The following is a 15,756-nucleotide window of genomic DNA, read 5'->3' as shown; positions in this document are numbered from 1 at the left end:
CTCGACCCCCTCGACCCCCTCGACGTCCGCGCCGGGGGCGGGGGAGCGACGGCGAGGCCGGTCGGGCGGACCGGCGGCGTGGTGCCACCGATCAGCGCCGTGCGCAGTTCCTCGGCGCTCGGGCGGGCGGCGGGATCCTTCGCCATCGCGACCTCGACGAGCCCGCGCAGCTCCGCGTTGACGCCGCCGAGCTGCGGGGGCTCGTTGAGGATGCGGTAAAGGATCGCCTCCATCCGGCCGGTGCCGAACGGTGGCTGCCCGGTCGCGGCGTAGATCATGATCGCGCCCCAGGCGAACACGTCCACGGCCGACGTGATCGGGGCATCCATGATCTGTTCCGGTGACATGTAGCCGGGGGTGCCGATCGCCTGGCGGACGTTGCGGCTGAGCTCGGTGTCGGCGTTGTACTCGCGGGCCAGGCCGAAGTCGATGACCTTGGGGCCGACGGGGGAGAGCAGGACGTTGCCGGGGGTGAGGTCGCGGTGGACGATGCCCGCGGCGTGGATGGCGCTCAGGGCCGTCGTCACGCTCACGGCGAGCTGCTCGAGGTCGGCGGGGCGCATCGGCCCGCGGATCGCCACGTGCCGCGACAGCGTCGGGCCCTCGACGAACTCGGTCACCAGATAGGGCTGCGGGCCGTGCGGATCGGCGTCGAGAACGGCGGCGGTGGTGAACCGGCGCACCCGGCGGGCGCTCTCCGCCTCGCGGGCGAAGCGGGCCCGGAACTCGGGCCGCTGGGCGAGCTCCGGCCTGATCACCTTGATCGCGACGGCGCTGCCGTCCGGCGCCCGGCCGAGGAACACCGTGCCCATGCCGCCCTGGCCGAGTCGCCCGATCACCTGGTAGGCGCCGAGCTGGCGGGGATCGTCGGGCTGCAGCGGACGCGCCTGGTTCCCGGACAGCGGAGGCGGCGAAGACCCCGTCACCATGCCCCACTCCCGCGGTGGCCTCGCGGCCCCGCATGCCCCTGCCCCGGCCCGGTGACCATGGCCGACGCCGCGGACACCCGTCTACCACCTCTTCATACCAGTAGGGGCAAACGGGAGGCAGCCCCGTCTTTGTCGTGACACCGACACGCCCTGACACGCCCCCGGTGGCGCCGGTGGCTGCCCGGGGACAGCGGGTCGTCCAACCCCGCCTCACCGGGGCGGGGTCTTGTCCGGGTCTGGGTGGCGGAGGTCGCGATGCGGCTGGTTTCGCCGTTCCTGGCCCGGTCGCGGCCGGTGGTGACTAGCGTGTGACGCGGCGCCGCGACGTCCGGCCGACCCGGCGGCCGTCGCGTCGGGCTGCGCGGCCGGCTGGCCCGTCCCGTTTTCCGCGTCGGGGTCGCCGCAGACCGGTGTCGGATGGCCGCCCCGCCCTGGGAGGTCGAGTGCTCCGTCGCGCCGCGAAGTTCGAGGTGACCCTCATCCCGACCGGCTCGTCCCTGCTCGCCCCGATATCGCCCGAGCCGCGCCGTTTCCTGCTTGACCGGGCCCTCGACGAGTTCGTCGCCGATCTCGGCGCCCTCGACGAGGCCGCCGCGACGATGGTCCCCGGCGCCGCCCGCCCCCTCATCGAATCGGCCATCGACGTCGCCGAGCCCGCGGTGGTCGACGGCACCCTGCTCGTCTCCGGGCAGGAGGTGATGCAGACCTGGGAGGCCCCACTGATGCGGGCGCTGGCCCGGTCGGTCACCGCCGCCGGCGGCAGCGTGCTGGAGATCGGGTTCGGTCTGGGGCTGTCCGCCGGATTCGTGCAGGAGGCGGGAGCGGCCCGCCACGTCGTCGTCGAGGCGAACCCGAGCACCGCGCGGGTCGCCGAGCAGTGGGCGGTCGCCGACGGCCGGCGCGGCGTCGAGATCGTCACCGGGCGCTGGCAGGACGCGCTGCCCGCCCTCGGCCGGTTCGACGGCATCCTGTTCGACACCTACCCCATGGACGAGGCCGAGGTCGACGCCTACGTGCTGCGGGACGCGACGTTCGCCGAGCACTTCTTCCCGCACGCCGCCGAGCACCTGACCGACGACGGCGTGTTCACCTACTACTCGAACGAGATCGACTCCCTGTCCCGGCGTCACCAGCGGGCCCTGCTGCGCCACTTCCGCGCGTTCAGCGTCGAGGTCGTCGACGGTCTGCGCCCCCCGGACGACTGCAGCTACTGGTGGGCGCCGTCGATGGCGGTCGTGGTCGCCCGCGGGCCCCGGCGGACCTGATCCCGCCGGCGCCCGGCCGCTCCTGGCCGACCCCGCCCGTCCGCGTCGGACGGGCGGGGGCCGTGCTCAGGCGGGCTGGTGCTCCTGACGATGCGCGCTGCCGCCGCGGACCGCGTCGTCGCGGATCTCACCGACCAGTTCCTCGAGGATGTCCTCCAGCGCGACCAGCCCCAGCACCGCGCCGTCCGCGTCGGTGACCCGCGCGAGGTGGGCGCCGGAATGCTGCATCGTCGCGAGCGCGGTGCGCAGGCTGTCGTCCGCGCCCACATGCGCCAGCGGTCGGATCCACTTGGCCGCGACAGGGCTTGCCCGCCGCTGCGACCTGGTCTCCAGGACGTCCTTGAGATGCAGGTAGCCGGTCATCTCCGCGCCATCGTCGGCGCGGACCGGGAAGCGGGTGTACCCGGTCCGGGCGGCGAGCCGCTCGACCTCGCGGGGGGTGATCGTCGGCGGCACCGTGACGAGCCCGTCGGGGGCGAGCAGCACGGTGCGGGCGGTGCGCTCCTCGAACGACAGCGCCCCGGTGAGCAGCTCGTGCTCGTCCTCGGCGAGCAGTCCCTCCCGGTGCGACTCCTCGATCAGGCCGGCCACCTCGTCGCGGGTGAACACGCTGGCCACCTCGTCCTTGGGCTGCACGCCGACCAGCCGCAGCGTCAGGCTCGCCACCGCGTTCAGCGTGATGATCACCGGCTTGCCGAGCCGCACGAAGGTGACCAGCAGCGGGGCGAGCAGCAGCACGGACCGGTCCGGCAGGGCCAGCGCGATGTTCTTGGGCACCATCTCGCCGACGACGACGTGCAGGAACGTCACCAGGCCCAGGGAGATCGCGAACGACAGCGGGTGCAGCAACGCCGAGGGCAGCCCGGCGGCCTCGAACGGGCCGTGCAGCAGTTGCGCGATCGCCGGCTCGCCGAGCGCGCCCAGCCCCAGGGTGCAGACGGTGACACCAAGCTGCGCGCCGGCGAGCAGCAGCGACACGTTCTCCATCGCACCGAGGGTGATCTTCGCCAGCCGCGAGCCGGACTCGGCCATCGGCTCGATGCTCGTCCGCCGGGCGGAGATCAACGCGAACTCGGCGCCGACGAACAGCGCGTTGAGCGCCAGCAGCGCGACGGTCGCGGCGATCATCAGCAGCGAGCTCATCGGTCCGCCGCCTGTCCGGTCGCCTCGGCGCCCGAACGCCGCGCGGACGGATCGCCGGCCGGGCGTCGCGGGGGATCGTCGTCCACGGTCGTCACACCGGTCGGGGCCACGGGATCCAGGCGGACCCGGTCGACGCGGCGGCCGTCCATCCGCTCCACGGTGAAACGCACGCCCCCGACCGCCGTCGCGTCGCCCGCCCGGGGGATCCGGCCGAGCTCGCGGGCCATCAGCCCGCCGAGCGTCTGGTAGGTGTCGTCGGTGGGCACGGGGATGCCGGTGATGTTGCCGGCCTCCTCGGGGCGCAACAGACCGGACAGCAGCCAGCTGCCGTCCCGGCGGCGCAGCGCCCGCGGCGAGACCCGGTCGTGCTCGTCGACGACGTCACCGACGATCTCCTCGATGAGATCCTCCGCGGTGACCAGGCCGTCCGTGCCACCGAACTCGTCGACGACGATGGCCATCTGCAGGCCGCCGGCGCGCAGCGTCTCCAGCAGCGGCTCCAGCAGCAGGGTGGACGGCACGGTCACCGGCGCGACCATCACCGCGCGGGCCGGCGTGCGGTCGCGATCCTCCTCCGGGACGCCGACGGCGTTCTTGATGTGGACGACCCCGACGACGTCGTCGCTGTCGGCGCCGAGCACGGGGAAACGGGAGTGGCCCGTGCGACGGGTGAGGATGATGACCTCGCTCACCGGGTCGTCCGCCTGGACCGTGCGCATCCGCATCCGCGGTGTCATCACGTCCTCGGCGGTGCGGTCACCGAACAGCAGGGACCGCTGCACGAGCGTCGCCGTCTCCTGGGACAGCGTGCCATGCTCGGCGGAACGTCCCACCAGGGAGAACAGCTCCTGCGCCGAGCGAGCGGAGGCGAGCTCCTCCAGCGGTTCGATGCCGAGGCGATGCAGCAACCGGTTCGCGGTCGCGTTCAGGGAGCGGATGAGCAGGCTCGTCGCCCGGGTGAAGGCACGCTGCGGGCCCTGCACCGCGCGGGCGGTGGCCAGCGGATGGGCCAGGGCCAGGTTCTTCGGCACCAGCTCGCCGAAGACCATCGCGACCGCGGTGGCGAGGACCATCGCGATCGTCACCGACAGCGCGTCGACGACCCCGTCGGAGGCCCCGAGCGCCCGCACCGGGCCGTGCAGCAGCTGCGCGATCGCCGGCTCGGTGAGGAAGCCGATGGCGAGGTTGGTCACGGTGATGCCCAGCTGCGCCCCGGAGAGCTGGGTCGACAGGGTGCGCAGACCGGCGAGCACACCCCTGGCGCCCCGGTCGCCGGCCTGCGCGGCCCGCTCCACCGTGGGCCGGTCGGCGGTGACGAAGGCGAACTCGGCGGCCACGAACACGCCGCACGTGGCGACGAGCGCGAGACCGACTATCAGCAGAAGCGCCTCGATCATCGGTCGACCCCCGTCGGCGCTTCTGCATACGTGGGTCGGCCGGAACTACATCCGGCGTCGTCGGAGTCCTTCATGATCCCTTCCGGTCGGTGCTGGTCGCCCCGGTGCGCTGGCCGTACCCCGTCACCTGGGTTTCAACGCGCCGGGCGCGCCGTCCGTTTCACCGCGGTCGTCCGCGCGACGGCTCCTCCTCACGATGGCCTGTCGCCGCCGGACGGTCCAGGGTCGGCACGGGCATCGGTAGAAGATCACGGCCCGGGTCCGCTCTCGCGGGTGTCACGGAGGGTGACAGCGGGAAGAGTAAGGACGACGTCGCCGGATCTCACGCCCGCGTGCCGGACGAGCATCCAGGTGCCGCAGAGCATCCGGGCGCCGGGGTCGTTCCGGGCGCCGGACAGGGAGGTCGCCATGCATCGGATCCAGCGGGGTTCCCAGCCGCGTCGCCCCTCGTCGCACCAGGCGCCGGTCGGCGGGTTGGCCGGCGGACCGCCCCTCGGCGAGACGACGGTGGCCGAGGTGCCGGCCGAGTCGGAGCAGCCGGCGATGCCGACCGCCGCCAGCGCGGCCGCGGCGCCGGGCGTGACACCGTCCGCACCCGCGGCCGCCCCGGCCGCGCCGACTCCGTCCGAGGCAGGGGCCGTCGCTCCGGATGGTGGGCTGTGCCCGACGTCGCGGCTGACGGTGCGCTCAGCCGACGCGGAGGGCGCCGCCGGCAGCACCTACGAGAAACTGGTCCTGACCAACACCGGCTCCGCGACCTGCCTGCTGCGGGGCTTCCCCGGCGTGTCCTACGTCGACGCGGCCGGTCGGCAGGTCGGCGCGCCGGCGGTGCGGACGGGTCCCGCCGGCGCGTCGGCGCGGCTGGCTCCGGGCGCGTCCGCGACGGCGACGCTGCGCACCGTCCATCCCGGCCTCCAGGAAGGCTGCGAGCAGACCTCGCAGACCACCCCGGTCGCGGCGCTGCGTATCTACCCGCCGGCCAACACCACCGCGCTGCGGCTGCCGCTGTCGGGCGTCTCGGCCTGCGTCAACCCGGCGGTGCAGCAGCTCTCGGTGACCACCCTGACCCGCTGACCGGGGGTCCGCCCGAGGCCGGCGCCGGCGCGCACACCCGCGCCGGCGCCGGTCCGGGTGCCGTCAGAGCCGCTCGATGACGGTGGCGTTGGCCATGCCCCCGCCCTCGCACATCGTCTGCAGGCCGTAGCGGCCGCCGGTGGCCTCCAGGTGGTTGACCAGCGTGGTGAGCAGCCGGGTGCCGGAGCCGCCGAGGGCGTGCCCGAGGGCGATCGCCCCACCCCGCGGGTTGAGCCTCGCGGGGTCGGCCCCCGTGTCGCGCGCCCAGGCCAGCGGCACCGGCGCGAACGCCTCGTTGACCTCGTAGGCGTCCATGTCATCGATGGTCAGACCGGCCCGGGCCAGGACCTTGCGGGTCGCCGGGATCGGCGCGGTCAGCATCAGCAGCGGGTCGTCGCCGGCCACGGCGAAGCTGTGGAAGCGGGCCCGCGGGCGCAGGCCGAGCTCGTTCGCCCGCTCGGCACTCATGATGAGCACCGCGGAGGCGCCGTCGGTGAGCGGCGAGGAGTTGCCCGCGGTGATGTGCCAGCCGATCTCCGGGAACCGGGCGGCCCACTGCTCGGTGTGGAAGGACGGCCGCAGTTTGCTCAGGGCCTCGAAGGTCGTCGCGGGCCGCACGGTCTCGTCGACCAGGTGGGTCGCGGTCGTGCCGTCGGGCAGCGTGATCTCCACCGGGACGATCTCCCCGGCGAAGTCGCCGGCCCGCGCCGCGGCGGCGGCGAGCTCGTGCGACCGCGCGGAGAAGGCGTCCAGCTCGTCGCGGGTGAACTTCCACCGCGCGGCGATCAGCTCGGCGCCGATGCCCTGGCTGGCCAGGCCCTCCGGGTAACGGGCGCGGATGCTCGGGCCGTTCGGGTCCTGGCCGGCGGTGGAGAAGCCCATCGGCACCCGGCTCATCGACTCGACACCGCAGGCGATGACGATGTCGTAGGCGCCGGCGAGCACGCCCTGCGCGGCGAAGTGCGCGGCCTGCTGGCTCGAGCCGCACTGGCGGTCGATCGTCGTCGCGGGGACCGACTCGGGGAAGCCCGCGGACAGCACGGCTGTCCGGCCGATGTTGGCGGACTGCTCGCCCGCCTGGCTCACACATCCGGTGATCACATCGTCGACCAGGGCCGGGTCGAGGTCGTTGCGGCTGACGAGCTGGCCGAGGACGGTGGCCAGCAGCTCCACGGGGTGCACCCCGGACAGGGCCCCACCCGGCTTGCCCCGGCCCGACGCCGTGCGGACCGCGTCGACGATGACTGCGTCTGCCATGGGAATCTCCCTCGTCACCAGGGCCGCCGGATCACTCCGTCGCCCCGCTCGTGTCGCTTCGGTACTGCGTGGCGTGCTCCGACGGCCGCACCCCCACGATCGTCCGGCCTGACGCTACGAGCCCGCTCTTGACGGGGCAACAAGTCGCGGGGAACGCGCATTCCAACATCGTCGCCCGCCACCGTCGTCGCCCGCCACCATCGCCGCGCGTGGGCATCGTCGCGCGTGGGCGTCGTCGCGTGTGGGCATCGTCGGCGGTGGGCGTCAGCCGAGGAGCCGGGGCGGGCGTGGCGACTGCGCCCAGCCCGGGCTCGCCGCCTCGGCGACGCGGCGGTCGATCCAGCGGCGCAGGCCGGCCACGTCCACCTCGTACGGCGGGCGTGCGGCGTAGGGGGCGAGCCCCTCGCCGGCGCGGGTGAGGACCGCGATGCCGCCGCAGGTGTTGCCCCGGGCCAGATGGGTGATGCCGACGGCGAGCTGGGTCAGCGCGCGCCACAGCCCGCGGTCCCGCGCGTCCGCCGACTTCCACGCGGCCTCCAGCACCTCGTGCGCCTGGAACGGCCGACCGGTGTCGAGCAGGTGCTGGGCGGCGGCGAGCGCGGCCGGCGGCGGCAGCACGGCGGGCAGGTCCAGCGGCACCACACCCTTCGCCCCGAAGGGCAGCGGTCGCCCGAGCGCGTCGCGGGGGCGTTCGGCACCGGGCCGCGGCCGGGCCTCGGGCCGCCGGGGATGTGGTGATGTGGTCATCGTCGCTAGTGTGACCAGGAGGCGGCGCATCTGTCACGCGCAGTGATCCAGTTGGCCGGCGTCGGCCCGCGCCGGCCTGCCCGTGGGATCGGCGATCGGGTCACCGACCGGGCACTGTCGATCAGGTGGTCGGGTGTCGTCGATCGCTGACGGTGTCATTCGGCGGCCCCGCGGTTCCTTTGCGTCACTCCCAGGCGCTGGTTACGGTGGTGGCCTGACGACGCCGACCGCGGCGGACGGCCATCGGCCTCCCCGGTGCCGGTCGAGGCCGGGGAGGCTGCGATGTCCCGCGAGGGGTGGACGGGCGAGAACTCGCCGGGCCCGGCTTCGCGGGCCGGCCGGACGGGCGTGCGCGGCGAGCGCCGCGTGCTCACCCATCGTCGGCATATCGACACCTGCCGGGTCAGCGCGACGGCCTGTCCGCGCTGACGACCGCGGCATTCCGGACCTTTCCTCGGCCGCGCCGGACCTCCGGCGCGGATCACCGGCCAGCGCGACGCGGGCCGCTCCCGCCGGACCGGGCACGCGCCCGGCGCGGGGCGGACATGCCGCGGCCGTGGGGAAGGTCGTCGACTTCGGCAGGAACGGCACCCGCCATGAACGATCCCCTCGCACCATCCGGTGGACCGCCCGGCCCCGACCGTCCGGTGCCGCCCGCGCCGTGGCCCACCCGGGGGGCCGCCGGCGACGGCGGCCAGGTGGCCCAGCCGGAGCGCCGCACCGCCGGGCTCGCCGACTTCACTCTGCGTGAGGCGCACGTCCTCGACCGCCGGGGCCGCTTCGGCGCGCCCGTCGACGTCGCCGTGCGCGCCGGCGTCATCCAGGCGATCGGGCCGGGGCTGGCGCTCGACCGGTCCGCCGTCGACGTCGATGCCCGGGGGCTGTGGCTGATGCCGGGCGTGGTGGACTGCCACGCCCACGTGACCCAGTCCACCTATGATCCACTCGAGCTGATGACGACCCCGCTGTCCGGGCGCTACCTGGCCAGCGCCGGTGCGCTGCGGGCCGCGGTGCACGCCGGTGTCACCGGCCTGCGCGACGCCGGCGGTGCCGACGCCGGCCTGCGTGACGCGCTGTTCGCCGGGGTCGTCCCGGGTCCCCGCCTCACGGTCTGCGTCGTGCCGCTCAGTCGGACCGGGCGCCACGGCGACGGCGCGCTCCTCGGCCCCGGCCTGGAATCCGCGCAGGAGGTGCTCGGGCCGGAGTACCCGGGGCGCCCGGCGCACACCGTCACCGCGGCCGGCGACCTGCCCACCGCGGTGCGTGGGGTCCTGCGCGCCGGCGCCGACTGGGTGCTGATCCATGCCAGCGGCGGCGTGCTGTCGGCACCGCCGGTGCGCGGCGGGTCCGCGCCTGACCTGCCTTTCACCCGGGCCCAGCTGACCGAGGCCGTCGCCGAGGCGGCCCGCTACCGCAGGCCGGTGATGATGCACGCGCTCGGTGATCGGGCGGTGGAGACGGCGGCCGCCGCGGGCGCCCGGTCGATCGAGCACGGGATCGGCCTGGGGGAGCGGGCCGGCGCGGCGATGGCCGCGCGGGGCGTGACCCTGGTGCCCACCCTGAGCGCCTACCTCGACCTCGCCGCGCTCGCCGGCACCGGCGTGCTACCCGGCTGGGCGGTCGAACGAGCCGAGGCCACCGCCGCCGCGCTGGCCGAGACCATCGCCGTCGCCCGCGCGGCGGGTGTGTCCATCGCGCTGGGCAGCGACGCCCGGCACCACAGCCGCCACGGCGGCAACCTCGCCGAGATCACCCATCTGCGCCGCGCCGGCCTGACCCCACCCGAGGCCCTGCTCGCCGCGACCGCGAACGGAGCACGACTGTGCGGCGTCGGCGACCGGCTCGGACGCATCGAGACCGGCTATGTCCTCGACGCGATCCTGCTGGACGAGGATCCGGCCGACCTGGAGTTGTTCACCAGGCCGGATGCCGTGCGCGGCGTCTTCGTGGGCGGCCGGGCGGTGCTGGCACATCCGCGGCTGCCCGCCGAGCTCGTTCCGCCCGGCTCGCCCGTCTGGTCCGCGGCGCCCGCCGCGGGCGCGCGAACGCCGGCCGCCGGGCAGACCAGCCATCGGACCTCACCCTGACCCGTACGCCATCGGTGGGAACAGTCCCGACCTGTCGCCGGTATCCAGAACCCGAAACTCGGGAGGTGATTCCCTCCAGGATTCCGGAATGCATTGCGGGAGGTCGGAGGGTGATGTTTTCGGGCGTCTTCGAGGAGTCGGGCGGCGGGCTCCGGAGGGCGGCCGAGATGCGCGTCTGTTCGTCGGAGCTATTGTCGGAGGGGCCCCGGTCGGGTCGGTGTCGTTGCCCGTCGGGGCCTCGAGGTGGCGTCAAGGACGCCGTCCACCGACCGGAGGTGTTTGCTGTGCAGCACGCCGAAACCATCACCGAAAAGATGCGCAGGGCAATCGAGGAGTGCATGTCCTGCTCGGCATTGTGTGAGGAGACCATCTCCTACTGTATGGACATGCCGGGCAGCATGATGAACGCGGACGACATGCGGCTGATGATGGACTGCGCGGCGGTGACCCGGACCTGCGCGGACATGATGTGCCGCATGTCGCCCTTCCACGGGGGCATGTGCGCGATGTGCGTGCGGGTGTGCGGCGCCTGCGCCGAGATGTGCGAGCGGATGCCGCGCGACGCCCAGCTCGCCCGCCTCGCCCGCGCCTGCCGGTCCTGCCTGGACAGCTGCGCGGCGATGGCCGGCGCGGCGGCCTGACACCGGTCAGGCAGCAGGCCGGCGCCTCCGGGATGCCGCGCTGAGGCCGGCACCCGGTCCCTGCGGTTCGCCCCGGCGCGTGACGCCGGGGCGAACCCGTCGCCCGAGCCGAACGCGACCGCCCTGGCGCGTGCGGTGACTGTGCGATCGCTTCCGCCGCTCACTCCGATCTGGTCCGCGTTGACGTCCAGGTCCGCCCAGGTCGGGCACGAGTCGGACATGAGCGGTGATGTGCGTCGTACACGATGCTTCGGGTGATGTCTGAGAGTTGCGACATTGCAGCGAAATGCACGCAGCGTCATGGGTGTGTCCGTGGTTTCGCACGGAACAAGTACTTGTAACTACCCAGGGTAGTTCGCTACGGTTGCCGGGCACACGTTGCTCCGGGCTGACGCCGAGTTCTGCCCCCGGCCCGGGGTCCCTCCGAGACAGCTGGGGCAGAAGCGGGGGAACCAGGTTCCGCCGGGCGGTCCCGTCACGATCGCCCTTGGGGTTAAGTCGTCTGCACGCAGGCGACCGGGCTTCCCGGCCCGCACCCGACAGCTAACCTCGCAGGCGTACGGGAAGGACTCCACGTTGCCTGTGCCTCGGGAACTCCTCCGGCCGGCCGGCCCGACCAAGCGGGTCGCCAGATCGGTCGGCGCCTTCTACGGTCCGCGACGGGCCTGGTGGGAGCTGCCCACGTCCTGACGGGGCGACGGGTGGTGGTCGCCGATCGCTCGCCGCCGTCCCATCGTTCTCGCACGGTTTTCGCGGCCTGCCCTAGGTCCTGCCGTGCCGTTCTCGTCGCCGCGCGCCGCCGCTGAGGCGGTGGCCCGGTGAACTGGTCATTCCTCCTGACCTGATCGCCGTTCATGCCGGGGCGTGATCCCTGACCGTGTCCGACCGCGCCGCTCGGTATCGACTGCTTTCCTCATGCACCTGAACAGGGCTCACCGACATTAATTAGTCCGTGCTGCCCCTAAATTTCCGTGCTCATTTTTGGCCGCATCTTCGACGGCCATTGAACTCCCGTATCTGCGCTTGCCGACACCGAAAGAGATGTCAAAGAATGGCTAAGGGAAAGCATCGTAAGCGCGCGGCGCGGCGCCGGGGCGCCACCATCGCCGCGGCCGGCGTGCTCGGCGCGGGCGTCAGCATGCTCGCCACGGCGGGTCCCGCGAGCGCTGCCACCGGCGCGGTGTCCGACGTGACGATCGCCCAGGTGGCCGCGAACGCCGGCCTGTCCGGATGCAGCGGGGTGCCGCTGTCGACCTGGGTGGCCGTGGCCCTCGCCGAGTCCGGTGGGAACACCTTCGCGCACGCCACCGCGGGCGAGGACTCCCGCGGCCTCTGGCAGATCAACATGCGGGCGCACGCCGGCTGGGTGGGCTCACGCAACCTCTACGACCCGGCCACCAACGCCTGGGCGGCCAAGCAGGTCTGCTCCAGTCAGGGCGTCCGCGCCTGGAGCACCTGGACCAACGGCATGTACACCCGCTTCACCGCGCGCGGTCAGGCGGCCGCGAGCGCGGTGGGCGGCGGCGCGGCCATCCGCACCATCTCCTACACAGCCGCGCCGGTCGCCGCGCAGGTCGCCGCGCCGGTCGCGAAGGCCGCCGGCTACCCGTCGCTGGTCAGCGGGCTGGGCTATCGCGACGACGTCCGGCGCATCCAGCAGAAGCTCGCGGACCTCGGTTACCCGATCCAGGTCGACGGGCAGTTCGGCTACCAGACGAACCACATGGTGAGGGACTACCAGCTCAAGCATGGGCTGCTGGTGGACGGTGTGGTCGGGCCGCAGACCAGCGCGAGCCTCGGGCTTTAGCGCCAGGCCGACGGCGGTGCGTGTCACGGCGCCGCCCGTGGGTGTTCCCGACCCATGGGCGGCGCCGTCGCGTGTCCGACGCATGGCAGGACTACCCGCGCGCCGCCCGGGGTATTCCCTGCACCGGCCCACCTGGGCCGCCGGTCCCCGCAGGCAGACGAGTACGGGGTCCGCCCGGGAAAGATTCTCCGTCTGCTGAGGATCTCCGACCGACAAGGATCATCATGGTCGACGAGCGCGCGACCGTGCCGGATCTGGCCATCCGGTGCGGACCTCGGGTTCCCGGCATGTCCGTCGTGGAGCCCTCGTCGTGGGGCGGCTCCGCCACCCGCTGGCGCGGGCCCGGCGCGCTGTTCGCCGTGCTGGGGCCGCTGGAGGTCTGGCGTCCGTCAGGGGACCAGGTGCGCATCGACCAACGCAAGAAGAGGGCGCTGCTGCTGACGCTGCTGCTGCACGCGGACCGCTGGACGTCCATCGAGGAGATGCGGCTGGCGCTGTGGCAGGACTCGCCGCCGCGCTCGGCTCTCGGGAACATCAAGACCTACCTCTCGGAGCTGCGCCACACGCTGCCCCCACCGCCCGGCGCCCCCGCGGACCGTCGGCACGTGGCGGCAGTCGGCCCTGGTTCGGGGGTGCTGTTCCGGCCGGTGGGACCGGGACGAATCGAGAGCCGGCCCGGCCACTACCGCCTGATCGTCCAGCCCGACGAGATCGACCTCGTCCGGTTCGAGCAGGATGTCGAGCGAGGCCGCGCCGCGGTCCGGGACGGATCGCCGCGCCGCGCGGTGGGCCTGTTCGAACGAGCCCTCGGCTGGTGGCGGGGCGACGCGTTCGACGAGCTGCCCGCCGAGGTGGCCGGAACCGAAAGCCTGCGCCTGGAGGAATCCCGGTGGGCGGTGCACGAGGACCTCATCGACGCGCGGCTCGCGCTCGGCGAGTTCGACGAGGTGCTGCCCGTGCTGCGCGCGTTCACCCTCGAGTTCCCGACCCGCGAGCGGCTGTGGGCGCAGCTGCTCGTCGCGCTGGAGCGCAGCGGCCGCCGGGCCGAGGCGCTCAGCGAGTACCGCACCCTCCATCGACGCCTCGTGGCGGACTTCGGCATCGAGCCCGGCGTCGCGCTGCGCCGCGTCCACCAGCATGTGCTGGAGGCGGAACCGGACTGTCCCGGAGCCCGCTCCGGACCCGCGGACGCGCACAGCCGGTGAACCCACGCTGAACCCACGCCGGGTATCAACTCCGCGCATCGGGTCGTCCCCTGCCCCGGCCGACGGACCCACCCGAGGAGGGACGAACCCATGATGGCGATGTACGAGCCGCCGCGGCTGGCGCAGGCAGGCCGATTCTCCGACGTGACCCGCGGTCGCTGGGGCTGGGGCCATGACTACTTCCACCGTCGGTTCGGCTGGGGCGGGCCTGGCTACGGTGGCGTTGTCGGCGGCGGCCCCGGTGATGGTGGATTCGTCGCCGGCGGATTCATCGTCTGACCGGCCGAGCCCGCGGTGACCACGGCGATCTCCGCCCGGCATGCCACGGCCGAGCGATCGGCGCGCCTGCCCCGCCCCAGCTGCTGGTTCGTCGTCCTGGCCGACCGGGATCCGGTGGTGGTGCCGGCTGGCGTGCGGCGTGTCCTGCGCCATCCCTCCGGCCGGCCCTGGCTGGTGGGCGACTGGCCCGACGACGCCATGGTCGTCGCGGCGGCGGGACGTTCGCGCCTGGCCCTCGTCGGGTGCGCCACCGCCAGCCCGAGTCATCTGCTGCGCCTGCTGGTCGCCGCCCGCACCGTGCACGACCTGGACGTCGCGCGCGAGGTCGCGGGTGACTACCACCTGGTGGCCGTGATCGACGGGCAGCGGCGAATCCAGGGCAGCGCGACCGGCACCCGAAGGATCTTCTCGGTGCGGATCGGCGGCCAGTCGGTGGCGGCCGACCGCGCCGACGTGCTCGCCGAGCTCGCCGGCGCCCGGCTGGACCTGACCGCGCTGGCCCTGTCGCTGCTGGACCCGTCGCCGCCGTACCCGCTGGACGAGGTGATGCCCTGGTCGTCGGTCGAGGCGCTGCCGCCCGACCACTACCTGGCCGTGCGCCGCGACGAGCGGGCCGAGGCGGTGCGCTGGTGGCGGGCCCCGGCCGCGGCACGGTCGATGGCCGAGGGCGCGCCGATCCTGCGGGCCGCGCTCGCCGAGGCGGTGGCCGCCCGGGTCGCGGGCGCGCACACCGTCAGCGCCGACCTGTCGGGCGGGCTGGACTCGACCGCCGTGTGCGCGCTGGCCGCCAGAGGCCCGGCGGAGATCGTCGCGTTCACGGGCCTCGCCCACGATCCCGGGGACGACGACGCACAGTGGGCCGCCCTGGCCGCCGCCGCGATGCCCGGCGTCGCGCGGGAGATCCTGCCCTCGGCCGCTCTTCCCCTCGTCTTCGACGGCATCGCCGCCGTCCACGAATCGCTGGACCGGCCCTCCATCGCGCTGGTCGACCGGGCGAAGCTGCGTGCCGGCCTGGAGCGGCTCGCCCTCTACACCCCGCGCGTCCACCTGACCGGGTTCGGTGGCGACGAGATCGCCGGGGGATCGCCGAACTACCTGCCGGGTCTCGCCCGCCGCAGGCCCTGGACCGCGGTGCGGCACCTGCGCGGCCACCGCGCCCAGCAGGGATGGCCGCTCGCCGCGACCGCACGCGGCATGCGGGCGCGCGGCTATCAGGACTGCCTGCGCGGCATGGCGCGCACCATCGCCGCCGCCCGGCGCGGAGAGCTGGACGGACGTCGGCGCGCACCCTTTCTGACCGCGCTGGACTGGACGCCGCCGCCCGTCGTCCCCGGCTGGCTGACCGACACCGCCCTGGAACTGCTCGCGGACGCCTTCGCGGACGCGGCCCGCCGCGCCGTCCCGCTGGCACCCACGCGCTGCGAGCACGCGGACCTGTTCGCCATCCGCGCCGCAGCGGGGACGTTCCGGGCCCTCGACCAGATCGCGGACCAGCTGGGCCCGCCCCTGGCCGCGCCGCTGCTCGACGAGCGGGTCGTGCGCGCCGCGCTCGCCGTACGACCGGAGGAGCGATGCTCGCCGTGGGAGTACAAGCCGCTGCTCAAGGAGGCCATGCGCCAGGTCGTCCCGGCCGAGTGCCTGCGCCGGCGGACCAAGGCCGACGCGTCGGCGGAGGAGGATCGCGGGCTGCGCACGAACCGGGATGTGCTCGTGCGGTTGTGCGACGACTCGCCGCTGGCCGAGCTGGGCCTGGTGGAACCGGACGAGCTCAGACAGGCGTGTCGGCGGGGTCCCGTCCCCGATCACCGGGCGCAGGCCCTGCAACCGACGGTCGCGACCGACGCGTGGCTGCGCGCACTGCGCCGCCGCCGCGGCTGACCGAACGGCCATGAACACCGGGAGGGATCATGGTGGCATTGCGATCG

The 15,756-nt window shown here is 74.0% G+C and carries 14 protein-coding genes and 1 riboswitch; of the genes, 8 read left to right on the top strand and 6 right to left on the bottom strand.

Annotated features, from left to right (window positions below; translation table 11 throughout):
- Positions 1-929: serine/threonine-protein kinase (locus C1A33_RS13380; RefSeq protein ID WP_133150654.1), on the bottom strand; the 929-nt coding region annotated here is incomplete at its 3' end.
- A gap of 443 nt (positions 930-1,372) precedes the next feature.
- On the opposite strand from C1A33_RS13380, the gene C1A33_RS13375 reads away from it, so the two are divergent.
- Positions 1,373-2,194 (top strand): class I SAM-dependent methyltransferase, encoded by an 822-nt coding sequence (locus tag C1A33_RS13375; RefSeq protein ID WP_101831840.1) that lies wholly within the window; start codon positions 1,373-1,375, stop codon positions 2,192-2,194.
- 66 nt (positions 2,195-2,260) lie between these two features.
- Here the strand turns inward: C1A33_RS13375 and C1A33_RS13370 are convergent, their stop codons facing one another.
- From C1A33_RS13370 to C1A33_RS34850, 3 genes are all read right to left on the bottom strand, one after another.
- Positions 2,261-3,337, bottom strand: coding sequence for a hemolysin family protein (locus C1A33_RS13370; RefSeq protein ID WP_101831839.1), 1,077 nt, complete (start codon positions 3,335-3,337; stop codon positions 2,261-2,263).
- Complete coding sequence (locus C1A33_RS13365) at positions 3,334-4,734, bottom strand: hemolysin family protein (protein ID WP_101831838.1); 1,401 nt, start codon at positions 4,732-4,734, stop codon at positions 3,334-3,336. The genes C1A33_RS13370 and C1A33_RS13365 overlap by 4 nt, the downstream gene beginning before the upstream one ends.
- 248 nt (positions 4,735-4,982) lie before the next feature.
- Positions 4,983-5,144 (bottom strand): hypothetical protein, encoded by a 162-nt coding sequence (locus C1A33_RS34850; RefSeq protein ID WP_165818362.1) that lies wholly within the window; start codon positions 5,142-5,144, stop codon positions 4,983-4,985.
- Between C1A33_RS34850 and C1A33_RS13360 the strand changes: the two genes are divergently transcribed.
- Positions 5,143-5,808, top strand: coding sequence for a DUF4232 domain-containing protein (locus C1A33_RS13360; RefSeq protein ID WP_243407507.1), 666 nt, complete (start codon positions 5,143-5,145; stop codon positions 5,806-5,808). The genes C1A33_RS34850 and C1A33_RS13360 overlap by 2 nt on opposite strands.
- A 63-nt stretch (positions 5,809-5,871) precedes the next feature.
- On the opposite strand, the gene C1A33_RS13355 is transcribed toward C1A33_RS13360, so the two are convergent.
- Together C1A33_RS13355 and C1A33_RS13350 are read right to left on the bottom strand one after the other, a co-directional pair.
- Positions 5,872-7,065 carry a thiolase family protein gene (locus C1A33_RS13355; RefSeq protein WP_101831837.1) on the bottom strand — a complete coding sequence of 398 codons (1,194 nt, stop codon included), beginning with the start codon at positions 7,063-7,065 and terminating at the stop codon, positions 5,872-5,874.
- Between the two features lie 264 nt (positions 7,066-7,329).
- A complete protein-coding gene (locus C1A33_RS13350) occupies positions 7,330-7,812 on the bottom strand; it encodes a DUF309 domain-containing protein (protein WP_101831847.1) in 483 nt (160 codons plus the stop codon).
- 596 nt (positions 7,813-8,408) lie between these two features.
- Here C1A33_RS13350 and C1A33_RS13345 point away from each other — a divergent pair.
- The 6 genes from C1A33_RS13345 to C1A33_RS13320 all read left to right on the top strand — a co-directional run bounded on the left by C1A33_RS13345 (position 8,409) and on the right by C1A33_RS13320 (position 15,709).
- Entirely contained in the window at positions 8,409-9,899 is a 1,491-nt protein-coding gene (locus C1A33_RS13345) for an amidohydrolase family protein (protein WP_101831836.1), read from the top strand.
- A 284-nt stretch (positions 9,900-10,183) separates the two neighbouring features.
- A complete protein-coding gene (locus tag C1A33_RS13340; RefSeq protein ID WP_207770299.1) occupies positions 10,184-10,540 on the top strand; it encodes a four-helix bundle copper-binding protein in 357 nt (118 codons plus the stop codon).
- Between the two features lie 420 nt (positions 10,541-10,960).
- A riboswitch (cyclic di-AMP (ydaO/yuaA leader) is annotated at positions 10,961-11,112 on the top strand.
- Between the two features lie 479 nt (positions 11,113-11,591).
- A complete protein-coding gene (locus C1A33_RS13335) occupies positions 11,592-12,347 on the top strand; it encodes a peptidoglycan-binding protein (protein WP_101831835.1) in 756 nt (251 codons plus the stop codon).
- 224 nt (positions 12,348-12,571) lie between these two features.
- Positions 12,572-13,552 (top strand): AfsR/SARP family transcriptional regulator, encoded by a 981-nt coding sequence (locus C1A33_RS13330; RefSeq protein ID WP_243407506.1) that lies wholly within the window; start codon positions 12,572-12,574, stop codon positions 13,550-13,552.
- Between the two features lie 93 nt (positions 13,553-13,645).
- Positions 13,646-13,831: a lasso RiPP family leader peptide-containing protein gene (locus C1A33_RS13325; RefSeq protein ID WP_243407505.1), complete on the top strand. Its 186-nt coding sequence runs from the start codon at positions 13,646-13,648 to the stop codon at positions 13,829-13,831.
- Between the two features lie 15 nt (positions 13,832-13,846).
- Complete coding sequence (locus C1A33_RS13320) at positions 13,847-15,709, top strand: asparagine synthase-related protein (RefSeq protein WP_101831833.1); 1,863 nt, start codon at positions 13,847-13,849, stop codon at positions 15,707-15,709.
- Positions 15,710-15,756: the final 47 nt, after the last annotated feature.

The sequence above is a fragment of the Frankia canadensis genome (assembly GCF_900197875.1).
Classification (GTDB): Bacteria; Actinomycetota; Actinomycetes; order Frankiales; family Frankiaceae; genus Frankia; species Frankia canadensis.
Note: the sequence above shows the minus strand (reverse complement) of the source record. Positions and strands in the feature narration are given on the sequence as shown.